The 19,532-nt window shown below is 60.6% G+C and carries 18 protein-coding genes; 6 read left to right on the forward strand and 12 right to left on the reverse strand.

Features of this window, described 5'->3' with window-relative positions:
- Nucleotides 1–9: 9 nt before the first annotated feature.
- On the reverse strand, nucleotides 10–1,356 hold the full coding sequence (gene algB, locus AB4N48_RS24095; protein WP_024014980.1) for a sigma-54-dependent response regulator transcription factor AlgB: 1,347 nt from the start codon (nucleotides 1,354–1,356) through the stop codon (nucleotides 10–12).
- A gap of 428 nt (nucleotides 1,357–1,784) precedes the next feature.
- On the opposite strand from algB, the gene AB4N48_RS24100 reads away from it, so the two are divergent.
- The 5 genes from AB4N48_RS24100 to AB4N48_RS24120 all read left to right on the forward strand — a co-directional run bounded on the left by AB4N48_RS24100 (nucleotide 1,785) and on the right by AB4N48_RS24120 (nucleotide 6,255).
- A complete protein-coding gene (locus AB4N48_RS24100) occupies nucleotides 1,785–2,069 on the forward strand; it encodes a hypothetical protein (RefSeq protein ID WP_024014979.1) in 285 nt (94 codons plus the stop codon).
- A gap of 74 nt (nucleotides 2,070–2,143) precedes the next feature.
- The gene (locus AB4N48_RS24105; RefSeq protein ID WP_003177151.1) at nucleotides 2,144–2,308 is read left to right on the forward strand and encodes a DUF1328 domain-containing protein; all 165 of its coding nucleotides are present in this window, start codon (nucleotides 2,144–2,146) and stop codon (nucleotides 2,306–2,308) included.
- 2 nt (nucleotides 2,309–2,310) lie between these two features.
- Nucleotides 2,311–2,775 carry an inhibitor of vertebrate lysozyme family protein gene (locus tag AB4N48_RS24110; RefSeq protein WP_130899314.1) on the forward strand — a complete coding sequence of 155 codons (465 nt, stop codon included), beginning with the start codon at nucleotides 2,311–2,313 and terminating at the stop codon, nucleotides 2,773–2,775.
- A gap of 716 nt (nucleotides 2,776–3,491) precedes the next feature.
- A complete protein-coding gene (gene gltP / locus AB4N48_RS24115; protein WP_039757150.1) occupies nucleotides 3,492–4,823 on the forward strand; it encodes a glutamate/aspartate:proton symporter GltP in 1,332 nt (443 codons plus the stop codon).
- 202 nt (nucleotides 4,824–5,025) lie between these two features.
- Nucleotides 5,026–6,255 carry a nucleoside recognition domain-containing protein gene (locus AB4N48_RS24120; RefSeq protein WP_071173947.1) on the forward strand — a complete coding sequence of 410 codons (1,230 nt, stop codon included), beginning with the start codon at nucleotides 5,026–5,028 and terminating at the stop codon, nucleotides 6,253–6,255.
- 54 nt (nucleotides 6,256–6,309) lie between these two features.
- On the opposite strand, the gene AB4N48_RS24125 is transcribed toward AB4N48_RS24120, so the two are convergent.
- The 10 genes from AB4N48_RS24125 to AB4N48_RS24170 all read right to left on the reverse strand — a co-directional run bounded on the left by AB4N48_RS24125 (nucleotide 6,310) and on the right by AB4N48_RS24170 (nucleotide 17,730).
- On the reverse strand, nucleotides 6,310–6,996 hold the full coding sequence (locus AB4N48_RS24125) for an ABC-type transport auxiliary lipoprotein family protein (protein WP_460143621.1): 687 nt from the start codon (nucleotides 6,994–6,996) through the stop codon (nucleotides 6,310–6,312).
- Nucleotides 6,993–7,931, reverse strand: coding sequence for an MlaD family protein (locus tag AB4N48_RS24130; RefSeq protein ID WP_150637292.1), 939 nt, complete (start codon nucleotides 7,929–7,931; stop codon nucleotides 6,993–6,995). Before AB4N48_RS24130 ends, AB4N48_RS24125 begins: the two co-directional genes overlap by 4 nt.
- A gap of 1 nt (nucleotide 7,932) precedes the next feature.
- Nucleotides 7,933–8,736 (reverse strand): ABC transporter ATP-binding protein, encoded by an 804-nt coding sequence (locus tag AB4N48_RS24135; protein ID WP_071173945.1) that lies wholly within the window; start codon nucleotides 8,734–8,736, stop codon nucleotides 7,933–7,935.
- Nucleotides 8,733–9,881, reverse strand: a complete 1,149-nt coding sequence (locus AB4N48_RS24140) for an ABC transporter permease (RefSeq protein WP_076564805.1) — start codon at nucleotides 9,879–9,881, stop codon at nucleotides 8,733–8,735. Before AB4N48_RS24140 ends, AB4N48_RS24135 begins: the two co-directional genes overlap by 4 nt.
- 54 nt (nucleotides 9,882–9,935) lie before the next feature.
- Nucleotides 9,936–10,964, reverse strand: coding sequence for a DUF5924 family protein (locus AB4N48_RS24145; RefSeq protein WP_460094428.1), 1,029 nt, complete (start codon nucleotides 10,962–10,964; stop codon nucleotides 9,936–9,938).
- 211 nt (nucleotides 10,965–11,175) lie between these two features.
- Entirely contained in the window at nucleotides 11,176–12,570 is a 1,395-nt protein-coding gene (locus tag AB4N48_RS24150) for a M16 family metallopeptidase (RefSeq protein WP_460094429.1), read from the reverse strand.
- A gap of 176 nt (nucleotides 12,571–12,746) precedes the next feature.
- Complete coding sequence (locus AB4N48_RS24155; protein ID WP_056791186.1) at nucleotides 12,747–14,405, reverse strand: Na/Pi cotransporter family protein; 1,659 nt, start codon at nucleotides 14,403–14,405, stop codon at nucleotides 12,747–12,749.
- Between the two features lie 432 nt (nucleotides 14,406–14,837).
- The gene (locus AB4N48_RS24160) at nucleotides 14,838–15,605 is read right to left on the reverse strand and encodes a TerC family protein (protein ID WP_041476497.1); all 768 of its coding nucleotides are present in this window, start codon (nucleotides 15,603–15,605) and stop codon (nucleotides 14,838–14,840) included.
- A gap of 85 nt (nucleotides 15,606–15,690) precedes the next feature.
- A complete protein-coding gene (locus AB4N48_RS24165) occupies nucleotides 15,691–16,998 on the reverse strand; it encodes a CitMHS family transporter (protein ID WP_076564783.1) in 1,308 nt (435 codons plus the stop codon).
- 381 nt (nucleotides 16,999–17,379) lie between these two features.
- Nucleotides 17,380–17,730: a DOPA 4,5-dioxygenase family protein gene (locus AB4N48_RS24170; RefSeq protein WP_460094430.1), complete on the reverse strand. Its 351-nt coding sequence runs from the start codon at nucleotides 17,728–17,730 to the stop codon at nucleotides 17,380–17,382.
- Between the two features lie 81 nt (nucleotides 17,731–17,811).
- On the opposite strand from AB4N48_RS24170, the gene AB4N48_RS24175 reads away from it, so the two are divergent.
- The gene (locus AB4N48_RS24175) at nucleotides 17,812–18,477 is read left to right on the forward strand and encodes an NAD(P)-dependent oxidoreductase (protein WP_041476500.1); all 666 of its coding nucleotides are present in this window, start codon (nucleotides 17,812–17,814) and stop codon (nucleotides 18,475–18,477) included.
- Between the two features lie 23 nt (nucleotides 18,478–18,500).
- On the opposite strand, the gene AB4N48_RS24180 is transcribed toward AB4N48_RS24175, so the two are convergent.
- The gene (locus AB4N48_RS24180; RefSeq protein WP_460094431.1) at nucleotides 18,501–19,451 is read right to left on the reverse strand and encodes a choline sulfate utilization transcriptional regulator; all 951 of its coding nucleotides are present in this window, start codon (nucleotides 19,449–19,451) and stop codon (nucleotides 18,501–18,503) included.
- Nucleotides 19,452–19,532 lie beyond the last annotated feature (81 nt).

Genomic DNA, 19,532 nt, shown 5'->3' on the forward strand with positions numbered 1-19,532 from the left:
GCGCAGTGCTCACAGGTTGTACTGCTTGCGTTTGCGATACAGGGTCGAGGCGTCGATGCCGAGGGTTTTCGCCGCTTGATCCAGGGTGCCGGCGGTGGCCAGAACCGCGCCGATGTGCGCTTTCTCCAGCTCGTCCAGGCTCAGTGCCGCGCCGACCCGTGGCGCGTTGTTGGCCGGTTGTTCGGCCATGCCCAGGTGGCTGATTTCCACGCGTTCCTGCGGGCAGATGATGCTAGCTCGCTCGACCACGTTGCGCAGTTCGCGAATGTTGCCCGGCCAGCGATAACCGAGCAGCGCTTCGCGCGCCTCATCGCTAAAGCCGCGCGCTGGGCGTGCGTACTCTTTGACGAAGCGTGCGAGGAAGCGATCGGCAAGGGTCAGGATGTCTTCGGCGCGCTCGCGCAATGGCGGCAGATGCAGGGTGATGACGTTGAGGCGATAGAGCAGGTCTTCGCGGAAACGGCCGTCACGGACCATGTCTTCGAGGTTGAGGTTGGTGGCGGCGAGGATGCGCACATCGGCGCGGCGAGTGACCGGATCGCCTACCCGCTCGTATTCCTTGTCCTGGATGAAGCGCAGCAATTTTGGTTGCAACGTCAGAGGAAAGTCGCCGATCTCGTCGAGAAACAGCGTGCCGCCATCAGCCTGATTAACACGCCCCAAGGTGCTTTCACTGGCACCGGTAAACGCGCCACGACTATGGCCGAACAGTTCGCTTTCCATCAGCTCGGCAGTCAGCGACGGGCAGTTGATAGTGACGCAGGATTTCTTCTCGCGCTTGCTCCAGCCGTGGATCGCACGGGCCAGTTCACCTTTACCCGTACCGGACTCGCCAAGGATAAGAATGTTGGCGTCGGTGCTTGCGACCTGCCGTGCGGTTTCCAGCACGACTTTCATCGCCGGGCTGTGGGAATCGAGACCGTCTTTCGGTTTGCGGATCTCGCCTTCGAGCGCTTCAAGGCGTGCGGAGAGCTGGCGCACTTCCAACTGCTTGGCGGTGGCCAGGCGCAGTTGATCAGGGCTGCACGGCTTGACCAGATAATCGGCGGCGCCAGCCTGGATGGCATCAACCGCGGTGTCGACCGCCGAGTGGGCGGTGACGATCACTACGCGCATCCACGGCGCCTGAATGCGCATCTGCGCGAGGACGTCGAGACCGTTGTCCTCGCCCAGACGCAAATCGAGGAAGCACAGGTCGAAGACCTGACGTTGCAGCAAAGCATCGGCTTGGGCCGCGCTATTGGCGGTGGCTACCGTATAGCCTTCGTCTTCGAGGCAATAACGAAACGTACGCAGGATGGCGGATTCATCGTCCACCAGCAGAATGCGGCCTTGTTGCTCAGTGGCAGATTCCATTTTTCCTACGCTCCATAGTGATTAGTCTTGGGTTAGTCCCGGAAAAATCGGGCAAGTTGCATGGTTGATTCTGAACGATACCAGCCATAGGAGGGTAGCTCTCTACTGCCATAACGGCCAATTCATTGATTTCGTTGAGTTTTAAAACATTCGGCGTTTTGCAGGGCAGATCCTGCGTCCTCTTCTGACATCTGCGTACCGGTAGCAATTCCATATCATCGAAATTTCCCACGAAATAATCGTGCATTGCGCACGACCGCAGAAGAGCCATCGTGCAGGATGCGTCGCAGGAAATTTCCGAAGAGTACGTAACTTATTGTTTTTATTGATAATTTCTGACATCAAAAAACTGGCATGCAGGCTGCAATACCTCACTCAGCCCGGGCAGAACAGCACTGCCCCAACAGAACAAGCGTGAGGAACACAGGATGACTCGCCCAATCGCCGCCCAAGTACGTATTTCGCCACTGCAGATCCAGCAAGGTCTGTTCGGTGTACTGGCGTTGCTGATCACCCTGATCGTCTGCCAGCAGTACATGAGCTGGGAAAACAGCCGTAAACCCGAGCCATTGATTTCGATGCAGCACAGCACTCAGACGCACTTCAGTGCCGTGAGCAGCAGCCAGGCTGAAAACGCTTCGATGCACATGATCGATGTCGACCAGGCGCAACCGCTGGATCAATTGCCACGGGAAGAGCGCTGGGTTTTCTAAGTCAGTGAATACATTCGGGCGCGTAGCGCCGGAAACCGGAAACACCCCTAAATAGAGAAGTAAGGAGAATCACCATGTTGAGCTGGGCAATTACATTCTTGATCATTGCCATCATCGCCGCCGTTCTGGGCTTCGGTGGTATCGCGGGCACCGCCACGGGTATCGCCAAGATTCTCTTTGTCGTGTTCCTGGTGATGTTCATCGCTTCCTTCTTCTTTGGCCGTCGCGGCCGAGGTTAACGATGATCGGTCTCAAGACATTGGCCGCCGCCCTGTTTCTGGGCGGCAGTGCCATGGCCATGGCGGCCAATGACGGCCAGACCCGGGTCAACGAACTGCTCGCCTCCGACGCGCAGTACCGTGAAACCTGGGAAGGCGTGATCAAAAAGGAAGAGCGCGTACCGGAATGGGTGATCAACCTGTCCGGCACTTCCGAGCAACAGATGCACGCCGTTACGGAAGATGGTGATCAGTATCTGGTCGGCCCGCTCTGCGAGAGTCAGGACAAGTGCCTGAATCACCGGTTGATCGTGGCCTTCAGCTTCGACAAGGATGACGCCTACGCCATGCTGGTCGATGTGCCGGAAGGTCTGCCGCAAGACAAGTCGCCGACGCGACACGCGACTTATCGCTTCTTCGGCAAACCTGATCAGGGCATGCAGGATCTGCTGATGGAAACCCTGAAGAAAGATCCGAAGTGGTACTGACGCAGGACGCGCAAAGGTTTCGAACACGAAAGCAGCGCCCCGCTGCTTTCCACTGCGCCGCCCGATGAGGGTCGGTGCATGACCAGGGGGCCGGGACGTTCTGACTGATGCAGAGTCGGAGTGACCTACGGGTACAGGGAGTACCTGCGCAAGGGCCGGGTCAGGGTAAAAGCTGCGCCGCAGGTTCGTCGACCCGATGGTCTGACGAATCTGCGCTGGGCTTTGAATCAGCTAAACCATTGATCCAGCGCGCCAATCCCCTTCTTAGAATCGTCGACACTGTGCGGAAAAACATTTCGCGGTGTTTCCTGACGACCGTATATCGACAAAGATCGCGCTCGATTCGTGTGACTCCTAGTCTTTCGATTTGGAGTTTTTCCGGAAATTTCCGCCAATTCCCGCTGTACAAAATTTGACCGCCCTAAGCTGTAATGGCCGGTTCACGGCACTTATGCCGGCTGAAATGTCACAATCGAACCGCTTGGGACGCCAGTTTCAATTGAAAAAGCTCATGCCGATTCGGCATAGGGTAGGCGTTTACGGCATTAGACGGCGCCACCTTGCATCGGAATAGTTGCGCCTTTTTTCGCCTGCCGAAGAGCCGTAAACACGCGCTTCGGGGCACCTTATACGGAGGCAGATGCACAGACTTTTCCGCTGATGAGCGTTCCAGTTCCTGCATGTGCCTGAGTCAAACGCAAGTAAGGGTAAAGATAATGAAGAAGGCAAAAATCAGCCTCGCCTGGCAGATCCTCATCGGTCTGGTTCTGGGGATTGCACTGGGTGCGTTGCTCAATCACTTCAGCGCCGAGAAGGCCTGGTGGATCAGCAACGTCCTGCAACCGGCAGGCGATATCTTTATCCGTCTGATCAAGATGATCGTGATCCCGATCGTCATTTCCTCGCTGATCGTCGGCATCGCCGGCGTGGGCGACGCCAAGAAGCTCGGGCGTATCGGCCTGAAGACGATCATCTATTTCGAGATCGTCACCACCATCGCCATCGTCGTCGGCCTGGTGCTGGCCAACGTGTTCCATCCGGGCACCGGCATCGACATGAGCACCCTGGGCACGGTGGATATCTCCAAGTACCAGGCGACCGCCGCCGAAGTGCAGCATGAACATGCGTTCATCGAGACCATCCTCAACCTGATCCCGTCGAACATCTTCGCGGCCATGGCTCGCGGCGAAATGCTGCCGATCATCTTCTTCTCCGTACTGTTCGGTCTCGGCCTGTCGAGCCTGCAGTCGGACCTGCGCGAGCCGCTGGTAAAGATGTTCCAGGGCGTTTCGGAAAGCATGTTCAAAGTCACCCACATGATCATGAACTACGCTCCGATTGGCGTATTCGCACTGATCGCGGTGACCGTCGCCAACTTCGGCTTCGCTTCGCTGTTGCCGCTGGCAAAACTGGTGATCCTGGTTTATGTCGCCATCGCCTTCTTCGCCTTCGTCGTGCTGGGCCTGATCGCCAAGCTGTTCGGCTTCTCGGTGCTCAAGCTGATGCGCATCTTCAAGGATGAGCTGGTGCTGGCCTACTCCACCGCTTCTTCGGAAACCGTGCTGCCACGTGTCATCGAGAAGATGGAAGCCTATGGCGCGCCGAAAGCCATCTGCAGCTTCGTGGTACCGACCGGTTACTCGTTCAACCTCGACGGCTCGACCCTGTACCAGTCGATCGCGGCGATCTTCATTGCCCAGCTGTATGGCATCGACCTGTCGATCAGCCAGCAACTGCTGCTGGTGTTGACGCTGATGGTCACCTCCAAAGGCATCGCCGGCGTACCGGGCGTGTCCTTCGTGGTGCTGCTGGCCACTCTGGGCAGCGTTGGCATCCCGCTCGAAGGCCTGGCGTTCATCGCTGGTGTCGATCGCATCATGGACATGGCGCGTACTGCACTGAACGTGATCGGTAATGCCTTGGCAGTGCTGGTTATCGCGCGCTGGGAAGGCATGTACGACGACGCCAAGGGCGAGCGTTACTGGAATTCCCTGCCGCACTGGCGCAGCAAGGAAAAACTGCCGGCTGGCGAGATTTCCAAGAACTGATGCAAAACCCTGTGGGAGCGAGCCTGCTCGCGATAGCGGTACACCAGACAACAGAGATGTTGAATGGGCCGGCCTCTTCGCGAGCAGGCTCGCTCCCACAGTGATTGATGCAAGCCCCACCAACAAACCCTGGAGAAATCCGGGGTTTGTCGTTTCTGGTGACCCCGCTATCATTCGCCGCATTCTTCGGGGGATTTGACTGATGCTTAATGGCCTGTGGCTTGGCTTCTTCATCGTGGCAGCCGTGTCGGCGCTGGCGCAGTGGCTGATCGGCGGCAACGCCGGGATCTTTGCGGCGATGGTGGAAAGCATTTTCGCCATGGCCAAGCTGTCGGTCGAAGTCATGGTGCTGCTGTTCGGCACCCTCACCCTGTGGCTGGGCTTTCTGCGCATCGCCGAAAAGGCCGGGATCGTCGAGTGGCTGGCCAAGGTGCTCGGTCCGCTGTTTCTGCGGCTGATGCCGGAAGTCCCGGCCGGCCACCCTGCCCTTGGCCTGATCACGCTGAACTTCGCCGCCAACGGTCTGGGCCTGGACAACGCCGCCACGCCGATCGGCCTGAAAGCCATGAAAGCGCTGCAGGAGCTCAACCCCAGCGCCACCATCGCCAGCAACGCGCAGATCCTGTTTCTGGTGCTCAACGCCTCGTCGCTGACCCTGCTGCCCGTGACCATCTTCATGTACCGCGCCCAGCAAGGCGCGCCGGATCCGACGCTGGTGTTCCTGCCGATTCTGCTGGCGACCAGTTGCTCGACTATCGTCGGTTTTCTCTCCGTAGCTTTCATGCAACGCCTGCGCATCTGGGACCCGGTAGTCCTCGCCTATCTGCTGCCCGGCGCGCTGATCCTTGGCGGCTTCATGGCCCTGCTCGGCACCCTTTCCGCGACAGCACTGGCGGGATTGTCGTCGATCCTCGGCAATCTCACGCTGTTCGGCCTGATCATGCTGTTTCTGCTGATCGGCGCGCTGCGCAAGGTCAAGGTGTACGAGGCGTTCGTCGAAGGCGCGAAAGAGGGCTTCGATGTGGCGAAGAACCTGCTGCCGTATCTGGTCGCGATGCTATGTGCGGTTGGCGTACTGCGCGCCTCTGGTGCGCTGGATTTCGGCCTGGACGGTATTCGCCATCTGGTCGAGTGGGCCGGTTGGGACACGCGCTTCGTCGATGCGCTACCGACGGCGATGGTCAAACCGTTTTCCGGCAGCGCCGCGCGGGCGATGCTCATCGAGACCATGCAGACTTCCGGCGTCGACAGCTTCCCGGCGCTGGTCGCGGCGACGGTGCAGGGCAGTACCGAAACCACGTTCTATGTGCTGGCGGTGTACTTCGGCGCGGTGGGGATTCAACGCGCACGGCACGCGGTGGGGTGTGCGTTGCTGGCTGAGTTTGCTGGTGTGGTCGGCGCAATCGGCGTCTGCTACTGGTTCTTCGGCTAACCACAAATCCACTGTGGGAGCGAGCCTGCTCGCGAAGGCGTCATGTCAGCCACATCAATGTGAATGACACTCCGCATTCGCGAGCAGGCTCGCTCCCACAGGGGTTGTGTCGGGCTTAAGGTTTTGGGGGGCGAGCTTTTGGCCTTGGTCGACGGCCCACGCGACGACCTTGGTGGTCAGGCGATCACTGGCCTGGCCAAAGCCGGCGACCACCGCCGGTACTCGCACATCGCTCAACGACTGGCGCTCTTCAAAACGGCGGCTGGCGAGGATGCGCTGGTCGTAACCACGCACCAGCAACGCATCGACCCGCACCACAACGCCGGCCTGCGTGCCCTGATATTCGGTCTGAAACGCCTGCAAACTGCCGCCCAGTTCCAGATCCGCCTGGAAGTTGCTGTCGTCGGTGCTCAGCAACGTCACTCTGCCGTCACGCTGAAATCCATCGAGCAGGCGATTGCGCAGCAGCACCGGCGCCGGATCACTCCAGCGCGAGCCCTTGTAGCTGCTGATCACATCGCCCTGCGGGATCACGGCAATGCTCGGCCGGTTCAGTGCTTCGCTGGCCTGCAATTTATTCAAGCGCAGCGACCATGACTGCGTCGCCGCCGGGCTGGCCGAGGCGGGCGCTTGCGCGGCGGGCAGGCGGTAGACGTCCGAGGGTTCCGACTTGGGCAAGATCGAGCACGCGCCGATCAGGATCAGGCCAGCGCCGAGCAGGGCGATTCGAGTCAGCTTCATGGGGTGAATTCCTTGTTCTTGTCGCTGCCCAGCAGGTAGCCGCTGGGGTTGGCCTCGAGGCGTTGGGAAATGGCGCGCAGCGAGGTCAGCGTCTCGCGCAGTTCGCGAATCGCCGGGGCCAGGCCGTTGAGGCCCTGCATGCCGTTATCCAGCGAATTCTGGTTTTTGCTGAGCAAGCCGTTGATGGTCACGCTGCTTTGCTCCAGCGACTTCATCGCCTGCTCGGCGCTGCCAAGGGCCTGTTTGCCCTGATCGTTGAGCAGGCCGTTGGCGTTGCGCATCAGCAGTGAGGTCTGCTCGAGCATGCTGCCGGCCTGTTTGCCGACCGTTGCCAGTTGCTGCATGGCTTGCTTGATGTCGCCGCGCTGGTCATTGATGGTGCCGGTGGTCTGTTCCAGATGGGCGAGGGTCTTGCTCACGCGCTCGACGTTTTCCGCGGAGAACATGTTGTTGGCGTTTTGCAGCAGGGCGCTGATGCCGGTCATCAAGTCGCTGCTGTCGTTGAGCAGACGCGAAATAGGCGAGGGCGAGGCGACCAGCGTTGGCAGCTTGCCGTCATGCCCGCGCAATTTCGGGCTCTCTGGCGTACCACCGCTGAGCTGGATGATCGACGTGCCAGTAATGCCGGTCAGTGCCAGCTTGGCCTGGGTGTCTTCCTTGACCGGCGTGTCGCCCGCCAGACGAATCCGCGCCAGCACCCGGCGCGGGTCCTGCGGGTCGAGGCGCAGGCTGACCACGTCTCCGACCTTGATGCCGCTGTACTGCACCGAGCTGCCCTTGGACAGACCGCTGACCGCCTCGTTGAACACCACTTCGTAATCCTTGAATTCGGTGTCGACGCTGGATTTGGCCAGAAACAGGCCGAAGAGCAGGGCGCCGGCCACGACGATCACCGTGAACAGGCCGATCAACACATGATGGGCTCGGGTTTCCATATCAGACCTCGTTGAGCAGTTTGGCGGCGTCCAGCGCCGAGCGGCCGCGCGGGCCGTGGAAGTATTCGTGAATCCACGCGTCGGCGGTTTCCGAGACGACGTCGATAGGGCCGGCAACCAGCACTTTCTTCTGCGCCAGCACCGCCACGCGATCGGTGATGGTGTACAGCGTGTCGAGGTCGTGGGTCACCAGAAACACGCTCAGCCCCAACGCATCGCGCAGGGTCAGGATCAATTGATCGAACTGCGCCGCGCCAATCGGATCGAGTCCGGCGGTGGGCTCATCGAGAAACAGAATGTCCGGATCCAGCGCCAAAGCCCGCGCCAGCGCCGCGCGCTTGATCATGCCGCCGGACAGCGACGCAGGGTATTTGTCCGCCGCCGACAACGGCAGCCCGGCCAGCGCCAGTTTCACCGCCGCCAGATGCTCGGCGTCGTGACGGCTGAGGCCGGCGTGTTCGATCAGGGGCAGGGCGACGTTCTCGGTCACGGTCAGCGACGAGAACAGCGCGCCCTTCTGGAACAGCACACCAAAGCGCCTTTCGATCAGCGAGCGCTCATGCTCGGGCAGATTCGGCAGGTTCTGGCCGAAGACCTTGACCATGCCCTCGCTGGGCCGATTCAGCCCGACGATGCTGCGCAGCAGCACCGATTTGCCGGTACCGGAGCCGCCAACCACGGCGAGGATCTCGCCCTTGTACACGTCCAGATCAAGGTTCTCGTGCACGCTCTGCGGGCCGAAGCGATTGCACAGGCCACGGACTTCGATCACCGCCTCCGAGGGCGCGCGGGGTAGACGACTCACCAGCCCATCTCCATGAAAAACAGCGCGGCCACCGCATCAAGCACGATCACCACGAAAATCGACTGGACCACGCTGGAGGTGGTGTGCGCGCCGACCGATTCGGCGCTGCCGCTGACCTTGAAACCTTCCAGGCAACCAATTGCCGCGATCAGGAAGGCGAAGATCGGCGCCTTCACCAGCCCGACCAGAAAATGCTGAATGCCGATGTCCGATTGCAGTAGCGAAAGGAACATTGCCGGCGAAATGTCCAGCGACACCGCACAGACCACACCGCCGCCGACGATCCCCGAGAGCATCGCCAGAAACGTCAGCATCGGCAGCGCCACCAGCAGCGCCAGCACACGCGGCACCACCAGCAATTCGATCGGGTCGAGGCCAAGGGTGCGGATCGCGTCGATTTCTTCGTTGGCCTTCATCGAGCCGATCTGCGCGGTGAATGCACTGGCGGTGCGCCCGGCCATCAGGATCGCCGTGAGCAACACGCCGAATTCGCGCAGGAACGAGAAGCCGACCAGGTCCACGGTGAAAATCGTCGCGCCGAAACTGGCCAGTACCGTGGCGCCAAGAAACGCCACCACCGCACCGACCAGAAACGTCAGCAAGGCCACGATCGGCGCAGCGTCGAGGCCGGTCTGCTCAATGTGCGCGATCATCGGCGTGATGCGCCAGCGCTTGGGCCGCAACAGACCACGGGCGATGACTTCGAGGATCAGGCCGACGAAACCGAGCAGTTGCAGCGTGTCGGTCCAGACCTTGTCCACCGCGCGGCCGATGCGCGTCAGCAGTTGCACGCTGACGCTGACTTCCGGCTCCTTGATCGGCACGCAGAAATCACTCAGCGAGCAGTACACGGTTTGCAGCAAGGCGCGGTCGGCAGTTGAAAGGGTGCAATCGGGGTGTTCGGCGGTTTTGCCCAAGCGCTCGGAACCGAGCAGCTCGACCAGCAACGAGGCGCCGGCGGTGTCCAGGGCTCCGAGGCCGTTCAGATCGATGGAAGTGTTGGCGTCGTACTGGCCGCGGAGCTTTTCGCTCAGATGCTTGAGCGCGGTGTAGTGGGCGAGCGTCCAGTCGCCGCTGACCCGCAGACGGGCAGGGCTGAGCGCGGTGTCCAGGTGGGCACTGCCGGGGGTTGGGCTGCTGGTCATAAGCTCCGTGCTTGTACGGCCGTTACGAGATCCTACGTAATAGCACGAACCGGATTACTTTTCTTTGGCCGGTGTGCTGTCGGTAATTGCGAAACGCAGCACGCCGATCAACTGGCCATCCTCGGTCAGCACCCGCACCTGCCACTTGCCCTCCGGGTTGCCGGGGAAATTCTGTTTGTGCGTCCACGCCCGGTAGCCTTCCTTGCGCCCGCCATGGATGTCGAGGGCGATGCGGTCGACCTCTTTGCCGTTGAAGGTCCACACGTGATAAATCCGCTCGTCGAGACCGCGCGGCGCGTTGATCGCAGTGTAGGCGTAGAGCCCGCCGCTGCGGATCTGCTCGGCACTGACGGTGTCGAGGCTGGCGCCGGGGGTGCGATCCTGCAATTGCGTGCTGATCGCTACGTCGGTCATCCACAGCGTTGCCGGCGGCACCCACGAACGCAGCGCCCAACCGACGCCGCCGATGCCGAAGGTAATGAACAGAATCGCCAGGGCATTGCGCACTGTGCGGATCGGGAAGATTGACGCCAGGCTCGGGAACGACAGCAGCACGGCAATTCCCAGCGCCCATTTGAAACTCTGCGCGGTGGTAAGGTGCATGATCACCGGCAACGCAGTGAGCAGTGCGGCGAACAGGGTCAGGGTGTGCAGCGCGAGAAACGCCCAGCGCCGTGGCGCCAGCCATTTGTAGTACAGCGGATCGACGATGGAGATCAGTGCAGCAACGCTGAGCAGCCCCGTGAAGACAAACTGGCCGCTGTTCCACGTGGTGGTGATGAAGAAGAATGGCAGAACGAAAAACAGGCTTTCCTGATGGATCATCTGCGTCGCGTAGCGCAGCAGCGGCTGGGGAATCTCGCGCTTGAAGATCCGTGTGAACAGCCCGGTCAGGGTGTTTTCCAGCATCAGCCAGATCCAGCTGAGCAGCATGATCACCGTGATCCAGCTGGCCAGACCCTGTTGGCGATCGACGAGGATGAAACTGCCGACCCCGGAAATGAAACCACCCGCCGCGATCAACCCGGGGTAGCGCTTCATCAGCTCGAGAAGGCGCTGGATAAGGAGGGTCAGTTTTGGCATTTTGGCGGTTCACGACGATATGGGGAAAATCCCGGAAAGGTTAACGCCGCATGACCCCTGTGGCGAGGGGATTTATCCCCGATCGGCGGCGCAGCCGTCGTAGATCCTGCGAGCGAATTTTGTCTGGATATACCGAGCTGCCCTTATCGGGGCTGCTGCGCAGCCCATCGGGGATAAATCCCCTCGCCACAAGTGCTCACTCACCACAGGATTAATGGCTTCCAGCAATTTTGTGGCGACGATACACACGCCAGCCGATCAACATCAGCAGCACCAGCCCCACCCCGCCTGCAGCCAGCCACAACACCTGATCATCACTGATCAACGGCTTCTCGATTCGAATATACCCCGGCTGCAGCAACAGCTCGCGCATCGCCTTGTTCGCCGCTTCCAGCGTCACCCCTTGCAGCTCGCGCGCGGGATTGGCAAAGCGGCCATCCTGATAGTCGGCCAGCGCGCTCCAGTAATAGTCAGCCAGTGCGCTGTTGCCCTGCACGGCCCAGGCCTGGTGAGCGATGGCGGCTTGCTTGATGCGGGCGAAGGTGCTCGGGTCGAGGCCGTTTTTCAACAGGTCGGCCTTGAGGTCATCAAGCACTTGAATGGCTTCGTCGACGTCATCGCGATCCAGGTCAGCGTTGAGGCTCATGAAGCCGACACCGCCGAACACTTCGCGCTCGGCCCACGGCCCGTACGACAAGCCATGGTTGAGACGAATCTGCCTGTACAACGCCCAGTCGAGGTAATCCTTGAGAATGTCGAACGTCTGGTCGTACTGATCGTCGAGCACCGGTTCCGGCACCAGCCAGTGCAGCTTGGCGCTGTCGCCGATAAAGCCACGGGTGAGGGTGCGTTCATGGGCGGCACTGGTGCGGATGTCCGGCAGCGGCCGATGTTCGCTCGGCTCGACCGGCTCCAGCTCACCCCAGGTACGCTCGAGATAGGCCGGCAGCAGTTTGTCGAGTTCGCCGACGACGATCAGGGTCATGTTGTTCGGCGCATACCAGGCCTTGCGCACCTTCTCCAATTGCTCCTGGGTCAGATGGCCGACCTCGGCGCGCTGCGGGCATTTCAGTCCCAGCTCGACAGCCAGTTGATTGCTCGCGGTATGACCGAGGTCCTGACGGTCGAGGAAACGTTGCAGCCTGGTGTAGTGCCCGCCGTCCTCACGCTCGACCACCCGTTTCGCCGCGTTGATTGCGTTGTCGTCGATGCGTGTCTGGGTCAGCAGCGCGAGCAGCAGGTCGAGCACCTTGCGCTGGTTTTTCGCCGGGGCCTCGATGACGAACGTGGTGTCGGCGTTGCTGGTGAACGCGTTCCAGTCCCCGCCCAGCGCCTGCATACGCTCTTCCAGACCGCCTTCGCCAGTGGCGTCGATACCGCTGAACAGCAGGTGTTCGAGCAAATGCGGCAGCTCTTTCTCGTCGCAGTCGAAGTCATCCAGGCCGACGCCGACCACCAGCCGGATCGCCACATGCCCACGCTCGGTGCCGGGTTTGAGCATAAGTTGCAAACCGTTGGGCAGCGCATAGCCTTCGACCTGAAACCGATCCAGGGCAAAAGCGGGCAGGGAACCGAGCAACAGACAGGCGAACAACAGGCAACGCATAACAGGCTTCCATACGGCTGATTTGGAGATCCGTGTCGTCAGTCAGGTCCCCATCGCTGGCAAGCCAGCTCCCACAAGGATCTGCGGCACTTACAAAACCCTGTGGGAGCTGGCTTGCCAGCGATGACGGTCTCAAGGCTGAACCACTGTAACTGACTGACCCCAGCCTCAGACGTTCAAGGCGAATGCGTAATGTCGGCCATGTCATCCACGGCCAGCGCGCCGGTGTCCGCCGTTTCCAGCACCACATAGGCGCTGCTGCAGAACAGCGAATTGAGCCGTTTCATGTCGGCGATCAACTCCAGATGCAGCGAGCTGGTCTCCAGGCTCTGAACGATCTTGCGTTGCAAACGGCTGACATGCGCATGGGCCAGACGCCGTTCCTGCGCACGAAAGCGGCGTTTCTCCCGTAACAACTGCCGCGCGCTTTCGCGGTCGCCGCTGAGAAACACCGACAGGCCCAGGCGCAGGTTGGCGATCAGTTGCTGTTGCAGCCCGGCAAGATCTTCCAGGCCTTCTTCGGAAAACGAACGACGCTGCGAAGTCTTCTGCTGCTGGATCTTGCGCAGCATGCGCTCGATCAGGTCGGCGGCGAGTTTCAGGTTGATCGCCAGTTCGATGATCTCGGCCCAGCGCCGACTGTCGTGCTCGCCGAGATCCTCGCGGGGCATCTGCGCCAGATACAGCTTGATCGCGCTGTACAGCGCTTCGATGTCGTCGGTCAGTCGGCGCATCTCCTGGGTGACGGCGGTCTGCTTGCCGCGCAACACATCGAGGGAGGCGTCGAGCATGTTGTCGAGCAGATCACCCATGCGCAGGGTTTCCCGCGCGGCATTGGCCAGCGCCAGGCTCGGCGTGACCAGCGCGGTCGGGTCGAGATGGCGCGGCTTGGCGGCGCCGTTGACCTCCGGCCGCTCCGGCAGCAGCCACGCACAAAGCCGCGCCATCGGCCCGACGCTCGGCAGCAGGATCAGGCAGCGCGCGGTGTTGTAGAGCAGGTGGAAGCCGATGACCATTTCCTGCGGGCTGAAATCAAGGCTGTCGATCCAGTGCACCAGCGGATCTAGCACCGGGATGATCAGCAGCAGGCCGATCAATTTGTACAGCAGACTGCCCAGCGCGACCTGGCGGCCGGCGGCGTTCTGCATGCTGGTGCTCATGAAGGCGAGAATGCCGCTGCCGATGTTGGCGCCGATCACCAGACCGATCGCCACCGGCAAACTGATCACCGCAGCCCCGGCCAGCGTGGCGGTGAGCAGCACGGCGGCGAGGCTGGAGTAGGAAATCATCGCGAACAGGGCGCCAACCAGGGCGTCGAGGAGGATGTCGCCGGTCAGCGAGGCGAAAATCACCTTCACCCCCTGCGCATGGGTGATCGGCGCAGCGGCCTCGACGATCAATTGCAGGGCGAGAATGATCAGCCCCAGCCCGATCGACACCCGGCCCATCTGCCCGAGCCGCGTCTGTTTGCGCGACAGAAAGAAAATCACCCCGAGGAAAATCAGCAGCGGCGACAGCCATGACAGATCGAGGGTCAGCACCCGCGCCATCAACGCGGTACCGACGTCTGCGCCAAGCATGGTCGCCAGCGCCGGGGTCAGCGCCATCAGGCCCTGACCGACAAACGATGTGACCAGCATCGCCGTGGCGTTGCTGCTCTGCACCATGGCGGTGACGAGAATACCGGCGATGAACGCCAGCCATTTCTTCGACATGTTCTGGCCGATGACATGTCGCAGATTGGTGCCATAAACCCGCAGGATGCCGGTTCGGACGATGTGCGTGCCCCAGATCAACAGGGCGACGGCGGACAGCAGATTGAGCAGGGTGAGCATGCAGACCCCCTGTAGTAGCAGCGCCCCAGAGGGGCAAGTGGAAGGCACCGCGCGGTTTCTACGTTCTTGATACTTAAGCTGTAGTTGGCTAACGGCCTCGGCGCCAGCATTGCACAGCTAAAGCGTGGATTGAAACAAAAGTGTCATGAGAAGCGCTTCATACACTCCCATTTAAATCAACGCCGCCCCTGTGGGAGCTGGCTTGCCAGCGATGGCGTCGGCACAACCAACATTGATGTCGCCTGACACTCCGCTATCGCTGGCAAGCCAGCTCCCACAAGGTCCGCAGTGACTGAATGTTGCACAAACAACTGTGGGAGCGAGCCTGCTCGCGAAAGCGGTGGGCCAGCCAACATTGTTGTCGACTGGCACTCCGTCTTCGCGAGCAGGCTCGCTCCCACAGGGGTGTAGCGTGCTGCCGGGACTACCGGGTTATTGGCCCGGCACATCCTTGCGCAGTTTCACCGGATCCTGCTGTTTCTTTTTCCGGGCCATCGCGCCGCGCAGTTTGATGTTGATAGCCTCAACCGCCAGCGAGAACGCCATGGCGAAGTAGACGTAGCCTTTTGGCACGTGCACGTCGAACGATTCGGCGATCAGCACGGTACCGACCACCAGCAGGAACGACAGCGCGAGCATTTTCAGCGACGGGTGCTTGTCGATGAATTCGCTGATCTTGCCCGACGCCAGCATCATCACCAGCACCGCCACGATGATCGCCGCGACCATCACCGGCACGTGGGAAACCATGCCGACGGCAGTGATCACCGAGTCCAGCGAGAAGACGATATCGATGATCGCGATCTGGATGATGGTGTAGAGGAAGTTGCCGCCCTTGCCCGATGGCGCGTCGTCGCTTTCATCTTCACCTTCCAGCGCGTGGTACATCTCCTGCGAACTCTTCCACAACAGGAACAGGCCACCGAAGAACAGGATCAGGTCGCGGCCGGAAATGCCCTGGCCGAACACTTCGAACAGGTCGGCAGTGAGGCGCATGACCCAGGTAATCGACAGCAGCAACAGGATCCGGGTGACCATGGCCAGGCCAAGACCGAAGATCCGCGTGCGCTGCTGCATGTGTTTCGGCATGCGGCTGACCAGGATCGAAATCATGATGATGTTATCGATACCGAGGACGATTTCCAGGGCGGTCAGGGTAAAAAAGGCAACCCAGATTTCGGGGTTGGTCAGCCAATCCATGTGTATTCCTTTGAGCGAGTGTTAAACCGAAACAGGTCCGGGCTTCAAACCGCGAAGCCGGGACCCGTAACGGTGAGTCTTGGGCTTATAGAGTGCTGAACAGCGGGAAAGTCCCCAACAGCAGTGCAGCAATCAGAATGCAGATGCACACCAGGATCGCCCATTTCAGGGTGAAACGCTGGTGATCACCGAAATCGATACCGGCCAGCGCCACCAACAGATAGGTCGACGGCACCAACGGGCTCAGCAAGTGGACGGGCTGGCCGACGATCGAGGCACGGGCCATTTCCACCGCAGTGATCCCATAGTGGCTGGCCGCTTCGGTCAGCACCGGCAATACACCGTAATAGAACGCATCGTTGGACATGAAGAAGGTGAAAGGCATGCTCACCAGCGCCGTGATCACCGCCAGGTACGGGCCGAGGAAATCCGGGATCACCGCCAACAGGCTCTTCGACATCGCATCGACCATGCCGGTGCCCGACAGGATACCGGTGAAGATACCGGCCGCAAAGATCAGCCCGACCACTGCCAGCACGCTGCCGGAATGCGCGGCGACGCGATCCTTCTGCATTTGCAGGCATGGGTAGTTGACGATCATCGCAATACTGAACGCCACCATGAACAGCACCGGCAGCGGCAACAGGCCGCCGATCAGCGTGCACATCAGGCCGAAAGTCAGTGCGGCATTGAACCAGATCAGCTTCGGACGGCGTGCGTCGGGGAATTGCGAGACGCTGATTTCACTGTGATCGATCTCATCGCCGACCAAGTGCAGTTCACCGAGGCGGGCACGTTCACGCTTGCCGTAGAAGTAGGCAATCACCAGGATCGCCAAGACACCGGCGGCCATGGCCGGGATCATCGGTACGAAAATGTCCGACGGATCGACATGCAGGGCACTCGCCGCGCGGGCGGTCGGGCCGCCCCACGGGGTCATGTTCATTACGCCACCGGCGAGGATGATCAGACCGGCCATGATTCGCGGGCTCATGCCGATGCGGCTGTACAGCGGCAGCATCGCAGCCACACAAATCATGTAAGTGGTCGCGCCGTCACCATCGAGGGAAACGACGAGCGCCAGAACGGCGGTACCGACCGAAACTTTCAGCGGGTCGCCCTTGACCAGTTTGAGGATCTTGCGCACGGCCGGGTCGAACAGGCCGGAGTCGATCATCAGGGCGAAATACAGAATGGCGAACATCAACATCACGCCGGTCGGCGCCAGTTTGGTGATGCCTTCAAGCATCATCGGGCCGATCTTCGGCGCGAAACCACCGAACAGGGCGAACAGGATCGGGATGATGATCAGGGCGATCAGCGCGGACAGGCGCTTGGTCATGATCAGGAACATGAACGTGATGACCATGGCGAAGCCAAGGAAAGTCAGCATGGGAATACTCCAGGCGTAGCGCGGCTAGTTGAATGAGCGGATCGGGCGGGATCAGCGCAGAACGGGAGGCGCGAGGCGTACGGGCGGAGTGACCAGCAGGAAGCGGGAGAAACGGCGGGTTGCAGAAGACATCAGAATCACCATTGTTGTTGTTAATTGGGCCGGGCCTGTGGAAAAAACACAGGGCTTGGGCCAACCGGTCTGTTGCCGGGAGTGGGGCGATCCTAATCGGGGAAGCTTTCAGCTACCTTTCGCGACCGAAAGCGATGAATGAATGGTCAACCGGCGGTCGGATGCAGCGACAGCCAATGAATACGGGACGAGAAGCGATACGAGGGAACGGATAGACAACGCTGGCTGGCAGTCTGGACATATTCGTTATCAGTTCAGTCCAAGCACCTGGTTAAAAAAAATCGACAGATCCAGCGGCCGCACCGCGCCCATCCAGATCGCGTGTTCGGTGTGGTCGAGCAGGTCATCGCCAGTGTCCGGATGCAGGAACACCACCAACCCCTTGCGGTTAAGCGCCAGCCACGGCAGCACCTCGCCGATCAGCTCGGGACCGAAAGCCAGTTGGCAGCTCCAGTCGGGGTGCGGCCCCACCGGGCGTTCGTGCACGCGGCCCATTTTCAGCGCAAACAACTGCGCGGCCTGTTCGCACAAGGCCCGCGCCTGGTCGATGGTTTGCGCGTCGAAATAGACATGGGCGTGATAGCCCTTGATCCCTTGCATCGTTTCGCCTCTCAATCGGTTCGAACCCTTGGCTGTTTCCACCGTCACAGGTCATATAGGACAACTATAAGGAAAACAGCCATGAAAAATGCCGAGACCCCAGTGGTCAAAGTGGTGCTTTATGGTGCCATGGCCAGCCTGGGCGGTGCATTGATGGCTGAATTGCTGCGTCGCCAACACGAAGTCATCGCCATTCTCGACGATCTCACCGCACTCGCGCCGCGTCCGGGGTTGCGCACCAAGACCGGCGATCTATTCGATGCCGAGCGGGTCAATCAGAGCGTCGCCGGCAGTTCGGCGGTGATCTGCCTGCTGGACGCGCCGGGGCTGCCGTTCAGCAGCGACCACGTTGAGCGCTCGGTGACGCTCGGCCCAGTGGAGCAGGTGCTGGCAGTCGACGCCTTGGTCGAAGGTTTGCAACTTGCCAGCGTGCCGCGCCTGTTTCTGGTCGGCAACTTCGGTGTGCTCGACGAGCCTGACAATGACGAGCGCCTGCAACGTCACGCTGCCGAAGAAATCCTCGAGGCGGTACAAAGCAGCTCACTGCGCTGGACCTTGGTCAATGCGCCCCATGGAGTGGCCGGATTGACCATCGAGCACTTCAGTCAGGTCGGCGGCAATCTCGAACCGGGATTGGCCGAACCGCTGGAACGCTTGAACCGTGTCGCGGTGGGGATTGCCGATGAACTGCGGTTGAACCTGCATGTGGGGCAGCATGTGAATTTTGTGGCGGCTTCTGATTCGTAAAAGATCGGACGATCTTTTGCTCTTCACACCGCAATCGAGGGCAGGGCCAGACCGTTAAGCGATTCGGCACTGCTGGCCTGTTCCGCCACTAACCAATCAACAAATTCTTGAATCAATGCACCCCGACGCTTGCGTTGCGGTAACACCACGTAATACCCCAGCCGCGACAGCGTGGTTTCCGCCAGCGGTCGGCACAGCAAACCCTGCACCAGCAAGTTATCCACAAGGTGGCGCCAACCGATTGCCACGCCTTGCCCGCCGATCGCCGCTTGGATCAATAACGTGTAATTGTCGAAGCGCAGCTGCCCCGGCGCCGGCGGCGTGGTCAGGCCAAGTTGACGGAACAGCCCGCTCCAGTCGAACCAGTTGCTGCTGTTTTCTCCACGCAGATGCAACAGCGGAAATTCCAGCAGGGCCTGCGCGGGCAACGGCAATGAACGCTCCTTGAGCAGCAGCGGGCTGCACACCGGGAACACTTCTTCGCTGAACAGCCAGTGGCTCTCACCCTGCTTGAATCGACCATCGCCAAACAGGATCGCCACGTCGATGTCGGTGCGCAGCATGTTGTGGTTGCGCTCGCTGGTGACCAGGCTGACATCGATATGCGGATTGGCCTCATGGAAGCGATGCAGGCGCGGCATCAGCCAATAAGCGGCGAAAGCGAAATCCGTGGCCACTTGCAGCACTTCATGTTGCTGCTGAGTGCTGATTGCACTCAATCCTGCATCGATATTCTGCAAACCGAGGCTAACTTGCTCGAAAAGCAGGGCGCCAACCTCTGTCAACTCGATACCCCGGTAGATCCGATCGAACAGGCGCGTACCGAGCTGCTCTTCCAGACGTTTCATCTGCTGGCTGATCGCCGGCTGCGTGGTGCCAAGCTCCACCGCAGCAGCGGTAAAACTGCGATGGCGGGCCGCCGCTTCAAAAGCGCGCAGCAGATCGAGGGAGAGGTCACCGAGGGCGTCATACATAAGCTGTACTTATCCTAGTCATTGTCCGGCGCGGGCTTTACCGGAAGAAGCATGGAATCCATGCTCGATCGCAGCACTCTC

The organism is Pseudomonas sp. S2_C11 (genome assembly GCF_054668395.1).

Excerpts from the sequence above, each read along its gene's own strand:
- AB4N48_RS24100 (WP_024014979.1), top strand. The coding sequence starts at position 1,785 with ATGACTCGCCCAATCGCCGCCCAAGTACGTATTTCGCCACTGCAGATC.
- AB4N48_RS24155 (WP_056791186.1), bottom strand. The coding sequence starts at position 14,405 with ATGCTCACCCTGCTCAATCTGCTGTCCGCCGTCGCCCTGTTGATCTGG.
- AB4N48_RS24130 (WP_150637292.1), bottom strand. The coding sequence starts at position 7,931 with ATGGAAACCCGAGCCCATCATGTGTTGATCGGCCTGTTCACGGTGATC.
- AB4N48_RS24180 (WP_460094431.1), bottom strand. The coding sequence starts at position 19,451 with ATGTATGACGCCCTCGGTGACCTCTCCCTCGATCTGCTGCGCGCTTTT.
- AB4N48_RS24150 (WP_460094429.1), bottom strand. The coding sequence starts at position 12,570 with ATGCGTTGCCTGTTGTTCGCCTGTCTGTTGCTCGGTTCCCTGCCCGCT.
- AB4N48_RS24110 (WP_130899314.1), top strand. The coding sequence starts at position 2,311 with ATGATCGGTCTCAAGACATTGGCCGCCGCCCTGTTTCTGGGCGGCAGT.
- AB4N48_RS24145 (WP_460094428.1), bottom strand. The coding sequence starts at position 10,964 with ATGCCAAAACTGACCCTCCTTATCCAGCGCCTTCTCGAGCTGATGAAG.
- AB4N48_RS24170 (WP_460094430.1), bottom strand. The coding sequence starts at position 17,730 with ATGCAAGGGATCAAGGGCTATCACGCCCATGTCTATTTCGACGCGCAA.
- AB4N48_RS24120 (WP_071173947.1), top strand. The coding sequence starts at position 5,026 with ATGCTTAATGGCCTGTGGCTTGGCTTCTTCATCGTGGCAGCCGTGTCG.
- AB4N48_RS24140 (WP_076564805.1), bottom strand. The coding sequence starts at position 9,881 with ATGACCAGCAGCCCAACCCCCGGCAGTGCCCACCTGGACACCGCGCTC.
- AB4N48_RS24165 (WP_076564783.1), bottom strand. The coding sequence starts at position 16,998 with ATGCTGACTTTCCTTGGCTTCGCCATGGTCATCACGTTCATGTTCCTG.
- AB4N48_RS24175 (WP_041476500.1), top strand. The coding sequence starts at position 17,812 with ATGAAAAATGCCGAGACCCCAGTGGTCAAAGTGGTGCTTTATGGTGCC.
- AB4N48_RS24105 (WP_003177151.1), top strand. The coding sequence starts at position 2,144 with ATGTTGAGCTGGGCAATTACATTCTTGATCATTGCCATCATCGCCGCC.
- gltP (WP_039757150.1), top strand. The coding sequence starts at position 3,492 with ATGAAGAAGGCAAAAATCAGCCTCGCCTGGCAGATCCTCATCGGTCTG.
- algB (WP_024014980.1), bottom strand. The coding sequence starts at position 1,356 with ATGGAATCTGCCACTGAGCAACAAGGCCGCATTCTGCTGGTGGACGAT.
- AB4N48_RS24125 (WP_460143621.1), bottom strand. The coding sequence starts at position 6,996 with ATGAAGCTGACTCGAATCGCCCTGCTCGGCGCTGGCCTGATCCTGATC.
- AB4N48_RS24160 (WP_041476497.1), bottom strand. The coding sequence starts at position 15,605 with ATGGATTGGCTGACCAACCCCGAAATCTGGGTTGCCTTTTTTACCCTG.